The 17,218-nt window shown below is 59.5% G+C and carries 9 protein-coding genes; all 9 read left to right on the top strand.

Annotation, left to right across the window (positions count from 1 at the left end; translation table 11 throughout):
- Positions 1-180: 180 nt before the first annotated feature.
- Positions 181-2,199 (top strand): alpha-amylase family glycosyl hydrolase, encoded by a 2,019-nt coding sequence (locus Mal15_RS30410; RefSeq protein ID WP_167547148.1) that lies wholly within the window; start codon positions 181-183, stop codon positions 2,197-2,199.
- Between the two features lie 308 nt (positions 2,200-2,507).
- Complete coding sequence (locus Mal15_RS30405; RefSeq protein ID WP_233903591.1) at positions 2,508-5,015, top strand: alpha/beta hydrolase-fold protein; 2,508 nt, start codon at positions 2,508-2,510, stop codon at positions 5,013-5,015.
- A 325-nt stretch (positions 5,016-5,340) separates the two neighbouring features.
- Entirely contained in the window at positions 5,341-6,720 is a 1,380-nt protein-coding gene (locus Mal15_RS30400) for a Gfo/Idh/MocA family protein (protein ID WP_167547147.1), read from the top strand.
- A 187-nt stretch (positions 6,721-6,907) separates the two neighbouring features.
- Positions 6,908-8,179: an outer membrane protein assembly factor BamB family protein gene (locus Mal15_RS30395; protein ID WP_147871193.1), complete on the top strand. Its 1,272-nt coding sequence runs from the start codon at positions 6,908-6,910 to the stop codon at positions 8,177-8,179.
- A 74-nt stretch (positions 8,180-8,253) separates the two neighbouring features.
- Entirely contained in the window at positions 8,254-9,522 is a 1,269-nt protein-coding gene (locus tag Mal15_RS30390) for a glucuronyl esterase domain-containing protein (RefSeq protein ID WP_147871192.1), read from the top strand.
- A gap of 9 nt (positions 9,523-9,531) precedes the next feature.
- Positions 9,532-10,383: a methyltransferase domain-containing protein gene (locus Mal15_RS30385; RefSeq protein WP_147871191.1), complete on the top strand. Its 852-nt coding sequence runs from the start codon at positions 9,532-9,534 to the stop codon at positions 10,381-10,383.
- Between the two features lie 315 nt (positions 10,384-10,698).
- On the top strand, positions 10,699-12,015 hold the full coding sequence (locus tag Mal15_RS30380) for a Gfo/Idh/MocA family protein (protein WP_147871190.1): 1,317 nt from the start codon (positions 10,699-10,701) through the stop codon (positions 12,013-12,015).
- Positions 12,016-12,128: 113 nt separating this feature from the next.
- Positions 12,129-13,727 (top strand): phytoene desaturase family protein, encoded by a 1,599-nt coding sequence (locus Mal15_RS30375; RefSeq protein ID WP_199773763.1) that lies wholly within the window; start codon positions 12,129-12,131, stop codon positions 13,725-13,727.
- 27 nt (positions 13,728-13,754) lie between these two features.
- Positions 13,755-16,952: a hybrid sensor histidine kinase/response regulator gene (locus Mal15_RS30370; protein WP_147871189.1), complete on the top strand. Its 3,198-nt coding sequence runs from the start codon at positions 13,755-13,757 to the stop codon at positions 16,950-16,952.
- The last annotated feature ends 266 nt before the right edge of the window (positions 16,953-17,218 follow it).

Here is a 17,218-nt window from a genome sequence, read left to right as displayed (position 1 = left end):
GCTGTCATGAATCTTTCTTCTTGAAACTTTTCTACTGCGGACCACGTCCCCACCTGTTAAAAAGCGCAGCGGTTCCGAACCACTCAACCAATCGTGATGGGGGCAAAGATCATGTGGCGAGCAAGAACATTCAGCCTGCTTTTGCTGATCGTGTCGTCGTGTGTGTGGGCAGGAAACGGGATGTCCGACACCGTGGATCCGGTGGTCACGATCACGTCTTTGAATGACCAGGACGCCGTGGGCGGCAGGGTCGACATCGCCGCCGACGCCAGTGACAACGTCGCGGTGGCCGAGGTGGCGTTTTATAAAGATGACACACTGGTCAAATCCGACACGGAAAGCCCCTACTCCGCCGGGTTTGATTTTAATGCCGATGCGCCCGATCAAACCTACCAGATCAAGGTTGTCGCGAAAGACACTTCCGGAAACGAGTCCACCGCGGCAGTTGAGGTTCGCAAACCCAAACACAGCTTCCAGCCACCGGGTAGCACGCTCAACGGCAACGGGGTGTTTTTCAAAGTTTGGGCGCCTCACGCGAATAAGGTGGCGTTGATCGGCGATTTCAACCAATGGGATCGCAGCGACCATCTGCTGTGGAACACAGGCGGCTGGTGGTTCGGGTTTGAGCCCGGTGCCAACGCGGGGCACAAGTATAAGTACGCGATCAATGGAACGATCGATCGCCCCGATCCCTATGGCCGCCAAATGGAACATTCCGCCGGCGCCTCCATCATCGTGTCAAAGGACACGTTCAATTGGACCGATGGCCAGTGGAAAACGCCTCGGTTTGAAAACATGATCATCTATGAGCTTCATGTCGGGACGTTCGTGGGCAAGAACGACGGCCAAGACTATCCGGGTAACTTTCAAAACCTTTTGACCAAGCTGGATTACATCAAAGGCCTGGGTGTCAACATGATCGAAATCCTGCCGGTCCACGAAACACCCGGTCCAGACCATCCCAATCCGACGCCCTACCTGGGCTATGCCCCGACGGGATTGTTTGCGATCGAATCGAGCTACTCCAGTCGCAACGCGCCGTCCTACCAGGAACTGAAAGCGGTCGTGGATGCCGCCCATTCCAAAGGGTTGGGTGTCATCATGGATGTGGTTTACAACCACTTCAGCACCAACGGCGGACGTGACAACTGGTATTGGGACTACGACGGTGACAGTGAAGGAAACGACGGCGGGATTTACTTCGACAACCAGCACACTCAATGGGGAATCGCACCGGACTGGGACCGTAACGAAGTCCGCGACTACATCAAACAGAATTGCCGTTATTGGTTGAATGAATTTCATCTGGACGGCTTGCGCTGGGATGCGACGACGGAGATCAAGAACAAGCCCGGTGGTTGGGACGCGATGCGAGACATCGTCTGGAGCATGCGCCAAGAGTTTCCCAGCAAGATCATGATCTGCGAAAACTTGCCCTATGAAAGTGAAATGGTACGCTCGGGCAATTTCCATTCCGGCTGGTGGGTCGAATTGCACCACAAGATCGAAAAAGCCTTCAAAGCGGAGACGGAAGCGAATCTGAGTGACGTCCGGCACGGCATCAACGGGGGCGACTACGCAGACTCGACCCAGCGAGTGATTTTCGCGATGTCGCATGATGAGTGTCGCAACGGCAATGCGTACCTGATTTCGGAGTTCGGCGGACGCGGCAGCTGGCATGCCCACGCCAAATCACGGGCTGCGGCGGCAATCAGTTTGCTTTCGCCCGGGATCCCGATGATTTGGCAAGGCGAAGAATTTGCCCAGGACGGCTGGTTTGACGACAACTACGACCACGCCGTCGATTGGAAATACGAACGCGATTCCGACGGCTGGAAGATGAAGGAGCTGTACAAGCACACGATTCAACTGCGCTGGGACAGTGACGCCATCCGCCGAGGATCATTGGAGTGGACGCACGAAGACACCAACAACAAAGTGGTCGCTTTTCGCCGCGATTGGGGCGACGATCACATCCTGGTGGTGATCAATTTCAGCCCCACCAATTTCACCAACCGCAGCTACGGAGTCCGCGCGGGACTCGATGGCCAATGGACGCAGGTCTTGTGCAGCCAAGACGCGCGATTCGGCGGTTGGGACGGGGCGGGAAACGCGTTCTATGAACCGACGGTCCAAGCCGATGGCAAACTTTATCTGAACGTACCCAAGTTTTCCGTCATCGCGATGCGACGCAAGTAGCAGGGCCAAGGTGGTGAAGGTCGTTGGTCAAAAAATGAAGCTGGTCAAAAAATGAAGCCAGCCGGAGGGACACATCGCTTGATCCTTCCTCACGCAATCTCCATTTTTTGACCACCCCATTTTTTGACCGTTGCTTTTCTGTCCGCATCTCGCCTCTGTTTTTCACGGCTTCAGATTCTCTGTGGCACTTGCTTGCCGGTCATGATCCAACGATGATGTGAGGCCCCACTCCGCCTCCCACCATTCCGCCGCCCACCTGAGTCATCATGAGATCTATCGCCCTGCTTCCCGTCATTATCCTACTGGCGATGCTTCCCGTCGGTGCCGCCGACGTTCCCACGGGAACGGTCACTGACGGTGTTTTTTCCGACAGTCGGATTTTCCCGGGCACGACGCGGCAATACAGCGTCTACGTGCCGGCACAGTACGACGCGGACGAACCGGCCAATTTGATGGTGTTCATGGATGGCAAGAATTACGTCCGAGCGGGCGGTGCCTTTCGTGTCCCCGAAGTCTTTGACGACCTGATCCATCAGCAAGCAATGCCGGTCACGATCGCCGTGTTCGTCAACCCGGGAACGATCCCCGCAACCAAGCCCGGCGCGAAAGATCGCAGCAACCGTTCGCTGGAATACGATTCACTGGGCGACCGCTACGCAACCTTCCTGGTCGATGAGTTTTTGCCCGTGGCGTTGAAAGCCTTGAACGTTTCCCAGGATGCCGACCGTCGAGCGGTGTGCGGGATTTCGTCCGGTGGGATTTGCGCGTTTACCGTCGCCTGGGAAAAACCGCAGCAATTCGGCAAAGTGCTCAGCCACATCGGCAGCTTCACCAACATCCGCGGCGGATGGGCCTATCCCGGATTGATCCGCAAGACCAAGGACGATCCGAAGCCGATCAAAGTTTACCTGCAAGAAGGCAAAGACGACCTCAACAACCTGCACGGCAACTGGCCGCTGGGGAATCATGACATGGCGGCCGCGTTGCAGTTTGCCGGATATCACTACAAGCTAGTCATCACCGAAGGCGGTCACAGTGCCAAATGGGGCGGCGAAGTCTTTCCCGACGCGCTGCGTTGGCTGTGGTCGGATGATTCCCAGCCGACCGTGATCCCGCCGACACAAACCAAACCGCAATGGCAACCGCACCCTGATGCCATCGCCAAGGATTCGGTTCCCCAAGGCACCGTCGAGCAAATGGAACCGTGGGAATCGAAAGTCTTTTCCGGCACCGTCCGCGACTGGGCGATCTATGTCCCGGCGCAGTACAAAAGCGAGCAACCGGCGGCGTTGATGGTGTTCCAGGACGGCGAGCGGATGCGCGACGTCAACGGCCGATGGCGAATCCCGACCGTGTTCGACAACCTGATCGCTCGCGGCGAGATGCCGCCGACGATCGCCGTGTTCATCAACCCGGGGCACGACAAATCCAAGCCGCGTCGGGGCAACAAATCCTCCAACCGCGGCTTCGAATACGACAGCCTGGGCGACCGGTACACACGGTTCTTGCTGGAAGAGATCCTGCCCCAAGTTCAACAGCGATACAACATTTCGTCCGATCCGGCGATGCGGGCCATCGGCGGATCCAGCTCCGGCGCCATCTGCGCCTTCACCGCCGCCTGGCAACGTCCCGACCAGTTCGGCAAAGTCTACTCGAACGTCGGCAGCTTTACGAACTTGCGCGGCGGCAACGTGTACCCGGCGCTGGTGCGTAAAACCGAACCGAAGCCGATTCGCGTTTACATGTCCGATACCAGCGGCGACGTCGACAACGCGTTCGGAAGCTGGCCCTGGGCGAACCAGCGGATGGCGTCGGCATTGAAGTACATGGGTTACGACATCCGTTTTGATTGGGCCGAGGGCTATGCGCACAACGCCGACTTTGGCAGTTCGCGTTTTCCCGATGCGATGAAGTGGCTGTGGCGAAGCGAAACGCACACGCCCGTGTTGGATACCAGCGGTGATCTGCGCGGGGACCTGACGCTGTTGAATTTGTTGATCCCCGGCCAGTCCTGGGAAATCGTTGCGTCGGACCTGGGATTTGCCGATGCGCCCTGCTGTGACGCCGACGGTAACTTCATCTACAGCGACATGAAGGCGCCCGCGGTCTACCGCGTCAGTGCAACCGACGGAAAACAAACGTTGATCGCCAAGGAATCGGTCAGCGGACTGATGCTCGGCCCCGACGGACTGTTGTATGGTTGCCAGGGTGCGCAAGATCGAGTGATCTCCATCGATCCCGAATCCGGTGCGGTCAACGTGGTTGCAACCGGCGTCAAGCCGAATGATCTGGCCGTCACCGCCGACGGCATGATCTTGATCACCGAAACCCGGTCCAAACAGGTCACGCGAATTGACCCGCAAACCGGCGCGACGACGGTGGTCGACACCGGCATCACCCGCCCCAACGGCATCGCGCTGTCAGGTGATGGCGGTACGCTCGCGGTTTCAGATTCGGGTGGCGAGCACACGTGGACCTTCCGGGTGAATCCCGATGGCAGCCTGGACGCCAAGATGCCGACGATGCCGATGCGGCTGGCGATCGATGCCAAGGGCGATTTTAAATTCAACGAGCCGCCTCCGTACCTGACGGCGTCACGTGGCGATGGCATGGCCGTCGACGCGGCCGGACGCTACTACGTCACCAGTGCGGTCGGGGTGCAAATCTTTGATCCGACCGGTCGGCCATGCGGTGTCCTGCCGACACCCGATCCGACTCAACCGTTGACCAGCTGCACGCTGGCCGGAACGAATCGCGATTATTTGTACATCACCAACGGTTCAACCGTGTACCGCCGCAAGCTGACCATCCGGTAGCGCAGCAACCGAGTTCCCCCGTTGGTGTTTAACGTTGATGTCTAGCCTTTAGGCGATTCCTCTCGCTGCTCCGCAGCGAGACCCCCAAGTACGATGGCCCTTCCGGGCCGTCGCCCGTGGGGCTCTGCACGACGACCTAGAAAGGACGTCGTACACCCTCACCGCGATGCCCCGGAAGAGACGTCGCACACCTTCTCCACGACGCACCGGAAGGGACGTCGTACCACACACCGAACGCAATAGACCGCGACCGTTTCGTGTTACAATTCCCGTCGACATCAGCGGCGAGCGCCGCCTTCCGTTTCCCCGATCGAGCGAGAGAGACATGACCGAGACGACTTCGCGGGTCAACCGTCGCCAATCCCTCCAGGCCGCTGCGGCCGGAGCCGCCGGCCTGTTCGCCGCCCCGGCGATCGTCCGCGGACAAAACTTGAACGACAAGATTCGCGTCGCGATCGTGGGCATGGGGGGACGTGCCAAAGCCCACGCGGAAAGTCTGGTCGAACTGGAAAACGAATCGACCGCCGGCGTCACGCTGGCCGGTCTGTGCGATTGCGATCAAGCCAAACTGAAGTCTGCCGAAACGGTCTGGACCGAACGCAGCGGACACAAAATCGACACCTACGATGACATGCGACGCGTGCTGGATGATCCGTCCATCGACGCGGTCACCTTCGCCACCCCCAACCACTGGCACTCGCTGAACGTGATTTGGGGCTGCCAAGCCGGCAAAGACGTGTACGTCGAAAAGCCCGGATCGCACAACATCTTCGAAGGCCGCAAGATGGTCCAGGCCGCACGCAAGTACAACCGGATCGTCCAGCACGGGACCCAATGCCGGTCGTCACCGAACATCGTCGAAGGCATCGACAAACTGCATCAAGGCGTGATCGGCGAAGTCTACTTTGCCCGCGGCATCGCCTACAAAATCCGTGGCGACCTGGGCAAACACGCCCCACGCCCGGTCCCCGACGGACTCGATTGGAATGCCTGGTGTGGTCCGGCGGCGGTGCATGAATTCAGTAACTTTCAACATCGTCGCTGGCACTGGATCTGGGACTACGGCAACGGAGAAATCGGCAATCAAGGCGTCCATCAAATGGACATCCTGCGTTGGGGGTTGAAGTTGGACAGCCACCCGATGCAGATCTCTTCGATCGGGTCGAACTACATGCAAGAAAAGGTCCATCAAAGCAGCGCCGAAACCCCGGGCGTTTTGTCCACGTCGATGAAGTGGGCCGACGGAAAGATGATCGAGTTCGCGGTGCGGGACTGGTACACGAACGCCGAAGCCGGCTTTCGCGACAAATACCCGTTCGTGCAAAAGGACTTCCCCGTCGGAACGATTTTCCTGGGCACCGAGGGCACGATGATCATCCCCGATTACTCCAGCTATTACACCTTTCTGGGACGCAATCGCGAACCCGGACCGAGTGCGTTTGAAGAGGGCAGCCCGATTTCTAACCTGCCGCACTTCCGCAACTGGGCCCTGGCCGTCCGCGCCCGCAAGCAAGAGTTTCTGTCGGCGGAAATCGAACAAGGCCATTACTCGGCCGCGCTGTGCCACTTGGCCAACATCGCCTACCGCGTCGACCGCACGCTGCACTTTGACGGTGACAGCGAAACGTTCAAAGACGACGCCCAGGCGGATCAGTTGCTCACCCGTCCGCCGCGCGGTGCGTTTACCGTCCCCGACGTGGTCTAACCTGGACGGCAACTCCACGTTGAAAATAAGACATTGACGGTCGCCGATCAAACGTAGCTACCGTCGCCAGAAAGTACGTCCCTGTGGTTTTCCACGCTCTGGCGAGCGTAGCCACGACGACGTGGCATTGCTGAGGGTCGGTCAGATGTCCGACATTCTAGACTGAGAAACAAACTAGGAACTAATCATGAATCGATACGGCGACATCCTGTTGACGTTTGTACTGGGGATCGCGCTGGTCCCGTCCAATGCCGACGCGGACTGGCCTCGCTGGCGCGGACCGCAGGATCAAGGCAGCGTCGCGGCGGGAACCTATCCTTCGGAGCTCAATGCACAGACCCTGCGATGGAAAGCACCGCTGCCCGGCAAGGGTTGTTCTACCCCGATCGTGGTCGACCAAAACGTCTACGTCACCGCCCCGACCGACGGCATCGATTCGGTGCTGGCGTTTGATTGGTCGGGAAACCAAAAATGGAACACCAAATTCGGTCCCGAAGTGAAGGGCAAGCATCGCAACGGGTCCGGCAGCAACGCGTCCCCGGTCAGCGACGGCGAAGCGGTTTACGTGTATTTCAAAAGCGGCACGTTGGCTGCGGTGGAACTGGACGGAACCGTGCGCTGGCAAACGAATCTAGTCGATCGGTTCGGCAAAGACACGTTGTATTGGGATCATGGCACCTCACCCGTGCTGACGAAACGATCTGTTGTGTTTGCCCGAATGCACAACGGGGAATCTTGGCTGGCTGCGTTTGACAAACAATCCGGCCAACTCATCTGGAAAGAAGCAAGGAATTACGAAACGCCACGCGAGTGTGACCACGGCTATTCGACTCCGCTGGTGATCGAGCACCAGGGCCGGGAGTCGCTGTTGGTCTGGGGAGCGGAACATCTGACGGTCCACGACGCTCTGGACGGACGCGTGACCTGGACTTGCGGTGATTTTAATCCCGACGGCAACCAGCTCTGGCCCGTCGTCGCGTCGCCGGTCGTGGTCGATGACATGGCCGTCGTCGCGTTCGGCCGCAACGACAAGGGGGCGCCACGGCTGTACGGAATCCGCATGGACGGCAGCGGTGACGTCACGGACACGAATCACGTTTGGTTTCGTGATGACATTTCGACCTTCGTCCCCTCGCCGGTGGCTTACAACGGAAACGTGTATCTGGTCCGTGATCGCGGAGAAGTCGAATGCATCGATCCGGCCAGCGGAAAAACGGTTTGGAGCGATGCGCTTCCCAAGAACCGTAACTCGTACTATGCATCACCGACCATCGCGGCTGGAAAACTTTACGCGGCGCGTGAAGATGGTGTCGTGTTTGTCGCCGATGTGGCCGACAACGAATTCGAATTGCTTTCGGAAAACGATTTACAGGAGTCGGTGATCGGGTCGCCCGTCCCGATCCAAGACCATCTGTTCGTCCGTGGTGAAAAGCATCTGTTTTGTTTTTCGTCGAAGTAGGCTGGCGTCGACGGCTAATCCCACCAGAGTTCGGCGGATTCGAATCTTCTCACACCCCCACCACCCCACCCAACATGCAACGACATCCCCTCCTGCTATCCGTCGTTTTCATCCTACCGGCGATGATGTTCACGGCGCGAGCATCCATCAGCCAAGACGCGTCCACCGTCTGGCAAGCCAACCCCGATCTGGTTGAAAAACTGACCCGGCAACGCCGCGAATTCAACTACGTCGAATCAAAGGTCCCGACGTACACGCTGCCCGATCCGCTGGTCAGTCGCGACGGCAGCCGCGTCCGTTCGCCGAAGGAGTGGAACGACAGCCGTCGAGGCGAGATACTGGATCTGTTTCGCGATCAGGTTTACGGACGCCGCCCCGACACGGAGTACTCGTTGCGATTCGAGCAAACGGCCGAAGAGACGCAAGCGTTTGACGGTTCCGCGACGGGACGAGAGATGAAAGCGATCATCGAAATCGGCGATCGCAGCTTTTCGTTCCCGTTCGTCGTCTTTCTGCTCAACAACGCGCCCGGACCGACACCGGCGGTGATCCACATCAACAACCGTTACTTCGTTCCCCTGGCGACCGCTCTGGAAAAGTCGGACCCGTTTTGGCCGGTGGAAATGTTCATTGATCGCGGCTACGCAACGGCATCCTTCCATACGTCCCACGTCGACCCCGACAAGAAAGACGGCTATGCCGAAGGAATTCGGTCCTTTTTCGCCGACGGCGATCCGCCCGACGACACCGCCTGGCGAAGCCTGTCTGCCTGGGGCTGGGCGGCCAGCCGAGTGCTGGATCATTTGGAAACGATCGATTCGATCGATGCCTCGCGCGTTGCCGTGTCAGGGCATTCCCGCGGCGGCAAAACGTCTCTTTGGGCGGCGTGCGAAGACGAACGTTTCGCGATCGCCTATAGCAACAATTCGGGCTGTGGCGGGGCCGCGCTGTCGCGTCGCGCTTATGGTGAAACGGTCGAACGAATCACGAGTTCTTTCCCGCATTGGTTCTGTAAACCGTTTTCAGATTTCGCCGGCCGTGAACACGAGTTGCCCGTCGATCAGCACGAAGTCATCGCGTTGATCGCGCCGCGGGGCGTTTACGTGGCCAGCGCCGACGAAGACCTGTGGGCCGATCCGAAAGGCGAATACGCTTCGATCGTCGCCGCCGCTCCCGTCTTCGAACGGTTGGGGAAACAGTCGATTCAAACGCCCGTCATGCCGCCGCTGGGACAGCAACGCATGGACGGACAAACCGGCTATCACATCCGCAGCGGCGGTCACGGCCTGGGCGAACTGGACTGGGGGCTGTTCCTGGACTTTGCCGACACGTTGCTGAAGTAGTTTTGATTCATGTTTGAACTGCGCTGCACCGTCCGGAATTGTTGTCAACCGCTCCGTTTGGAGGGCAGTGCACTCCGCTGTGACTCCGGGCATCATTTCGATCGAGCCAAGGCGGGTTATTGGAGTCTGCTGCAACCGCAAGACCGCAAGTCGACCAAAGCGGGCGACTCCAACGATGCCGTTCTGGCTCGTCACCGCTGGCTCCAGCGGGGGCTTGCCGCGGGGCTGGTCGAAACGCTTCGCCCCTGGATCCGATCTCCGAGCCCCGACGACGATTCACAACCGGTTCGCACGCTGGACCTCGGATGCGGCGAAGGCTCCTTCGGACCGGCCTTGTTTTCGGACAATCCGAGTGGCTACTGCGGGATCGACCTGTCCAAACGGGCGATCAGGCTTGCCGCCCGCGGTTGGCCCGAGGCGACGTGGGTGTTGGCCAACGCGGACCGGACGCTGCCGGTCGCAGACGGGAGTGTGCATCAAGTGATCTCGTTGTTCGGGCGTCGTCCGGCCGACGAGATTGCGCGAGTGCTGATTCCGGGCGGAGCGTGCATCGTCGCCGTGCCGGGAGAAGACGACCTGATCGAACTGCGTGAAAGCGTCCAGCAAGTGGGGCGTCGGCGCAGTCGCTGGGAAGCGGTCGTGGATGATCTCTCAGCGGCAGGGCTGGAATTTTCCCGGCACGAGCTCTGGCAACAACGGGTCGAGTTGCAGCCCGACGCGATCGCCGACGCGTTGGCGATGACCTACCGCGCCGTCAGGCACAGCCAACAGACGCGCGCCGAAACGCTGACCGCGATGACCGTCACCCTGGCCGCCGACCTCGTCCTGCTGCATCGCCCAGCGGCGCACGTTGGTGTCTAGCCTTCAGGCGACTCCCCCTCGCTGCTCCGCAGCGACGAAAGGCGGCTAAAGCCTGAACACCAGCGCCGTTGGTGTCTAGCCTTTAGGCGACTCCCCCCACGCTGCTCCGCAGCGTCCCGATCGGTTAAAGCCTAAACACCAGCGCGATGCCGATAACAAACCGAGTTCGAAAACCGCACCACGCGTGCAGCAGGCTCGGACAGCCCATAGACTATAGTATCCTTGATCGCTGGCGGTCGTTGCCACGCGGTCCACTCCCACCCAATGCACTCCCACCCGATCCAATCCCCCACTCACCATCAGCCCAATTCAACCATGAAACGCCCCACCGATTCGCGACGGAACTTTCTGAAAACCTCCGCTGTCCTTTCCGGCGGCTACTGGCTGGGATCATCGGCGACCGCCCGTGCGGCATCACCCAATGACAAACTGAACGTCGCCTGCATCGGCGTCGGCGGACGCGGGTCGGCAAACGTCAGTGGCGTCGACGGTGAAAACATCGTCGCGATGTGCGACGTCGACGAGGTCAAAGCGGGCAAGCGTTTTCAAGAGTTCGACAAGGCGCGCAAGTTCCAAGACTTCCGCGTAATGCTGGATCAAATGGACAAGCAGATCGACGCCGTTGTCATCAGCACTCCCGATCACACCCACTTTCACCCGGCCCGCCAAGCGATGCTGATGGGCAAGCACGTGTACTGTGAAAAGCCCCTCGCCCATACGGTGTGGGAGGCGCGCGAGCTGACGAAGATCGCCAAGAAGATGAACGTCGCCACCCAGCTCGGCAACCAGCGGCATGCCAACGAAGGCATGGCCCGCACCGTCGAAGCGGTCCGATCGGGAATGATCGGCGATGTCACCGAAGTGTATTGCGCGATCGGCGGCTCACGCGGCATGCCCGAGATGCCGACGGAGTTTCCTCCCGTCCCCAGCCACTTGAATTGGGACTTGTGGCAAGGGCCGGCCCAAGAACGCCCCTATTCGCCAGAGTACTGTCCCTACAAATGGCGTTTCTGGTGGGACTACGGCACCGGCGAAACCGGCAATTGGGGCTGTCACATCTTGGATATTCCCTTTTGGGCGTTGCAACTGAAGTACCCCAGTCGTGTCGATCTGGATGAAGTCCCCGGCGCCGACCAGATCGATCCCCATCGGACCCCCAAGGCGATGAAAACTCGCCTGGAGTTCCCCGCCGAGCAAGGCCACGGAGCGTTGACCTTGCACTGGTGGCACGGCTCGCTCGGCGAAGTGTTCAAGCAGCACAAGACGGTTCCCCAAAAGGGCAGCAACACGCTGTTCGTCGGCACCAAAGGCACCATCGACGCCGGTTTCGATGGATACCAGGTCACGCTCAGCGACGGCGGCGATCCCGAGACGCCTGAGCGAACGATTCCCAAGTCGCCGGGATTCCACCAAGAATGGATCGATGCCTGCAAGGGCGGGCCGAAGTCGACCTGCGACTTCGTCGATTACACCGGACCGTTGGCCGAAGCGGTCCTGTTGGCCAACACCGCTTTCCGCGCCGGTGGCGGATTCGACTGGGATGCCAACGCCTTCAAAGCCAGCGGCAATGACAACGTCGAGCAATACTTGATGTCGCATTTCCGCAAAGGCTGGGAAGTCGACCCGGTTTAACGGAACTGCCGAATTCGACGTAGCTACGCTCGCCAGAGCGTGGCCCCTCGGACCCCACCTTCTGGCGAAGGTAGCTACGATTCCCGCTACCGCCGGGAGACGGACTCGAACGGATGCCATCCTATTACATGTACGACACCATCATCATCGGCGGCGGCCACAACGGACTGATCACGGCGGCCTATCTGGCCAAAGCCGGTAAGAAGGTCTGTGTGCTGGAGCGTCGCGGGACTCTGGGTGGGTGTGCGACGACCGAAGAATTGCATCCGGGCTTTCGGTTTTCCCCCGCCGCCTATGTCGTCAGCTTGCTGTTGCCGGAAGTCATCGCCGAATTGCGGTTGAAGGACTATGGGTACCATGTGCTGCGCCGTGACCCATCGTCGATCACCTTCGACGGCCAGGGCCGACATCTGGTCTTGGGGCACGACGCCAAACGCAATTTTGAATCGATCTCGGGGTTTAGCAAAAAGGACGCCGAAGCGTTTCCGGCGTACGAAAAGATGCTGACGGAGATTGCCGAGCGGTTAGAACCGCTGTTGAAAACCGTACCGCCCCAGTTGCCCACGCGTCATCGAAAGATGGGCTGGTTGGACAAGGCCAAGAATCTGGTCGGCGGGATGAAGCAGGGTCTGCTGATGAAACGGTTGCTCTATGAGAATCCCGGCGCGATGGAGGTTTTGACCGGTGCGGCCGACCGCATTTTGAACCGTTGGTTTGAATCCGATCTGCTCAAAGGCACCTTGGCGACCGATGCGATCATCGGTGCGTTTCACGGGCCATCGTCGCCCGGCAGCGCCTACGTTTTGCTGCACCATGTGATGGGCGATGCCGGAGGTGCACGGGGCGTTTGGGGCTACATCAAGGGCGGCATGGGCGGGCTGGCCAATGCCCTCCAACAGGCCTGTTGCGAGTTGAAGGTCGACATCAAAACTGAAATCGAAGTCAACGAAATCCTGGTGGAAAACGGCGCCGCGTGCGGTGTGTCCACTTCCGAGGGCGAATTCCTTGGCAAATCCGTTGCCTCGGGCGTCGATGCCAATCGAACCTTGCTTCGAATGCTCGATGCACGCCATCTGCCAGACGAGTTCATCGGCCAGGTCCGGAACATCGACTACGCCTCGGCCAGCGGCAAGATCAACCTTGCCCTGGACGCCCTGCCCGATTTCGGCGTCGACCCCCGATTGCTTCGTGGGACGATTCACACCACGCCGGACATGCACTACATCGAACGTGGATACCAGGAAGCCCTGGCAGGGAATTTCAGCAGCAAACCGGTCTTGGAGATGACGATTCCATCCAACGTCGACGACTCGCTGGCCCCGCCGGGAAAACACGTCCTGTCGATGTTCGTCCAGTACGCCCCCTACCAACTGTCCGGCGACCGGCACTGGGATCAGGAAAAAGACGCTTGGGTCGAAAACTGCATCGACACGTTGCAGGAATTCGCGCCCGATATCCGAGACAAGATCCTGTTCACGCACGCGATGACGCCGTTGGACCTGGAGCGGACCTACGGGTTGACCGGCGGTAATATCATGCAAGGGGCGATGCATCTGCATCAACTCGGGCCGTCACGCCCGCTGATCGGCTGGTCGGATCACCGCACGCCGGTCAACAGGCTGTATCTGTGCGGTGCGGCGTCGCACCCCGGGGGCGGCGTGATGGGCGCCTGTGGACGCAATGCCGCGGGCATCATCTTGCGCGATCTCTGATCGAATTCCCTACGTACAATCATCGGGATGCAACTCAGTCTTCAAACCAAACTGACGATTTTCGTTGCGCTGGTCGTGTTTTTCACCGCGACATTGGCGAATCTGACGAATTATCAATTCGCCAAAGACGGAGTGACCGAGCAGATCCACGCGCGACTGGAGACCGCCGCGCACGATCGCCAGCAGCGTGTCTTGGCGTACGTCAATCAGCAGCAAGAACGCGTGTTGCTGGTTGCCAGTCGGACCCGTCTGCGAGGCTATCTGTACGAGCGAATCCATCGTGAAATCGATGAGGGAAAATTCCGGCACGGCGTCGAGCGAATCCTCCGCGACGCGATGGCGAGCACCGATGAGTTTCTTGCCATCTCGATCACCGACCCCCAGGGGCGCGTGATCACGTCCACCGATCCGGGCGAGCTGGGCAAAGACTTCTCCGATCAACCCGACTACCGGCAAGGACGCTCTGAAGCCCATCTGGGAACCCCATTTCGCGACGATGCGGGCAATTTTGTGGCTCGGTTGACGGCCCCGGCGGAAACCAACGATGAAGAGTTTTTGGGGGTCGTGATGGTGCGATTGGACGTCGATCGCTTGGCCAAAATCCTCCATGACACGACCGGTCTGGGAGATTCCGGTGAAGTGCTGATCGCGGCCAGACGAGGCGAGCAGTTCCATTACCTTTTCCCTTCGACGAAACGTAACGAAGATTCGTTGGCAATCACCGACGCCGAAGTGATGAGCCGAGCGATCGATGGCGATCGCGACCAGGACATCAGCCGCTACGCCGGGACAGATATCTTGTGCGCCTGGCGTCCGATCGCCTTTCAAGCCCCCGAGTTTGATCGTTGGGGCATGGTCGTGAAAATGGATTGCGAGGAAGCGTTCGCGCCGATCACCAAGCTTCGCAACATGCAATGGTTGCTCGAAGCGGCTTTGATCCTGTTGAGCATCTTGGGCGCCTTTGCGTTGGCAAAGCGGTTCACCGCTCCGATCTCACAGCTCGCCGAAACCGCCGACCTGATTGCCGGGGGAGACCGTTATGCTCGCGTCGCCGTCCGGTCTGACGATGAACTCGGGCAACTGGGGAATTCCTTCAATCACATGACGGACGAACTCGTGCGCGCGCAGGTCACGCTAGAAGACCGGGTCGACCAGCGCACCCGAGAACTCGCCCAGTCCAATTGCCATCTACAAACAGCGCGCGAAGAGGCAGAGCAGGCGAATCGTGCGAAAAGCGAATTCCTGGCCAACATGAGCCATGAGATTCGCACGCCCATGAATGGCATCATCGGCATGTCCGAATTGCTCGAGGGCACCCAGCTGACGCCCGAACAACGCGAGTACCTGGGGATGGTGCGTGGTTCGGCCGACTCGCTATTGCGGCTGCTCAACGACATCCTGGACTTTTCCAAGATCGAAGCCGGAAAGCTTGAGTTGGAATCGATCCCCTTCGACCTCCGCGACGTCGTCGAGCGGACGGTTCGATCACTCGGCCATCGCGCCGCCGAGAAAGGTCTCGAATTAGCCTGCCGCGTCGATCCGGAAGCCCCACAGGTGGTTGTCGGCGATCCCGGGCGACTCCGTCAAATCGTCGTGAACCTGGTCGGCAACGCGATGAAATTTACCGAAACCGGCGAGATCGTTGTCGCAGTCGACTTGGACCACCATGCCGGACAGAACGCCCAACTCCATTTTTCGGTTCGCGACACCGGAATCGGCATCCCGGAGGACAAACAGGGAACCATTTTCGAATCGTTCTCACAGGCCGACGCGTCGACCACGCGGCAGTACGGTGGCACGGGACTGGGGCTGACGATCTCCGGTCAATTGGTCTCGATGATGGACGGCCGGATTTGGGTGGAAAGCGAGCTTGGCCAAGGGACGACGTTCCATTTCAGCATCCCCTTGGAGATCGGCCAGCCGCTCGAAACGTCTCCACCGGCCGCACTCGCCGACTTGGCCGGTTTGCCCGTGCTGGTCGTCGATGACAACCAAACGAACCGCCGGATCTTTCACGAAATGTTGCAATCCTGGGGGCTGGCACCGACGACTGTCGCCGACGGGCCGAGCGCTCTGAAAGAACTGCAGCGAGCGGCCGAGGACGCGACGCCGTACCAACTGGTTCTGTTGGACTGCGTGATGCCGGACATGAACGGCTATGACGTGGCAACCACGATGATGGAGCATGACCAGCTGCGTGATACCAAAATCATCATCATCTCCTCGGCCACGAGTGAGGACAAACAGCGGTGTCGCGACTTGGGCGTCGCCCGCTACGTGACCAAACCGGTTGTGCAATCGGAATTCCTGGAAACGATTCTCAACGTCATGGTGTCATCGGATGGCATCGACCGCGATGATCAAGACAGCCCCGTTGAAAAAGCCGATGTACCGCTGCGCGTGTTGATGGTCGAAGACGGCTATGTCAATCAACGTGTCGCCACCGGCCTGCTCGAGCGGATGGGCCACCAGGTTCACATCGCCAACGATGGAAGCCAAGGCGTCGACGCATGGAGAAACGGTAACTTTGACGTCATCCTGATGGACTGGCAGATGCCCGTGATGGACGGAAAAGAAGCGACCGAGTTGATTCGCGGCGAAGAAGCGACCACAGGAAACCACATCCCCATCATCGCGATGACGGCTGCGGCGATGAAAGGTGATCGGGAACGATGCCTGGAAGCCGGCATGGATGATTACATCAGCAAGCCCGTTGACCCCGAGGAATTGGCAATGGTCCTGAACCGAAACGTAAACGTTGATCAACCAGCCGACCGCCCGCCCGCCACGCCTTCCTCCGAGGCGGACGCACCTAGGGTGACCGAGGATCAGTCTGTCGATGAACCCCAACCGTCCCGAGACGGAGAAGAACGCTACCAGGTCATCGATGTTCAGCACGCCCGCGACCGGATGCGGGGCTGTAATGACGCCTTTTTGACGGAGATCGCGAAAGTCCTGCGCGAAGAAGCGGCCCAACGCGTCTCGGAAATTGAAACGGCACTCGCCGCAGGAGACGCCAAGGTCGTCGCCCGCGGCGCTCACACCCTGAAAGGTGCCGCGGGGAATTTTGGCGCCAAGCCCGTCGTCCGGATCGCCGAACAAATCGAAGCCCTCGGAAAAGACGACAATCTGGCCCCCGTCCCCGAACTCCTCGAATCACTCAAACAACAAGTCGCCCAACTCGACACCGAACTCGCTGCCTTTGTGGATCGCAATGCATCGTGAATCTTCGCCCCGTCGTAGCTACCTTCGCCAGAGGGTGGTGCAGTTTTTCAAATTAATCCTCCTGGCTGGCATTGGTGTCTACACAACTTTTCGTGGCTCCCTTCTCCCCCGGCTTTGCGGGGGAGAAGGGCTGGGGATGAGGGGGCCAGCAGTCTGCCTAATGCGAGCCGACTTGTGTAGACACCAATGCTTGGCAGGAGGGGCGAACGCAGCGAGGGGCATAGGCACCAAGTTAAGACAAGAACCCTCCCTGCCAGGGAGCATGA

The sequence above is a fragment of the Stieleria maiorica genome (assembly GCF_008035925.1).
Classification (GTDB): domain Bacteria; phylum Planctomycetota; class Planctomycetia; order Pirellulales; family Pirellulaceae; genus Stieleria; species Stieleria maiorica.
This window is presented reverse-complemented; position numbering and strand designations above follow the sequence as displayed.

Bases quoted from the DNA above. Each gene is read 5' to 3' on its own strand.
- Mal15_RS30370 (WP_147871189.1), top strand. From the start codon at position 13,755: ATGCAACTCAGTCTTCAAACCAAACTGACGATTTTCGTTGCGCTGGTC.
- Mal15_RS30405 (WP_233903591.1), top strand. From the start codon at position 2,508: ATGCTTCCCGTCGGTGCCGCCGACGTTCCCACGGGAACGGTCACTGAC.
- Mal15_RS30400 (WP_167547147.1), top strand. From the start codon at position 5,341: ATGACCGAGACGACTTCGCGGGTCAACCGTCGCCAATCCCTCCAGGCC.
- Mal15_RS30410 (WP_167547148.1), top strand. From the start codon at position 181: ATGTCCGACACCGTGGATCCGGTGGTCACGATCACGTCTTTGAATGAC.
- Mal15_RS30390 (WP_147871192.1), top strand. From the start codon at position 8,254: ATGCAACGACATCCCCTCCTGCTATCCGTCGTTTTCATCCTACCGGCG.
- Mal15_RS30395 (WP_147871193.1), top strand. From the start codon at position 6,908: ATGAATCGATACGGCGACATCCTGTTGACGTTTGTACTGGGGATCGCG.
- Mal15_RS30375 (WP_199773763.1), top strand. From the start codon at position 12,129: ATGCCATCCTATTACATGTACGACACCATCATCATCGGCGGCGGCCAC.
- Mal15_RS30380 (WP_147871190.1), top strand. From the start codon at position 10,699: ATGAAACGCCCCACCGATTCGCGACGGAACTTTCTGAAAACCTCCGCT.
- Mal15_RS30385 (WP_147871191.1), top strand. From the start codon at position 9,532: ATGTTTGAACTGCGCTGCACCGTCCGGAATTGTTGTCAACCGCTCCGT.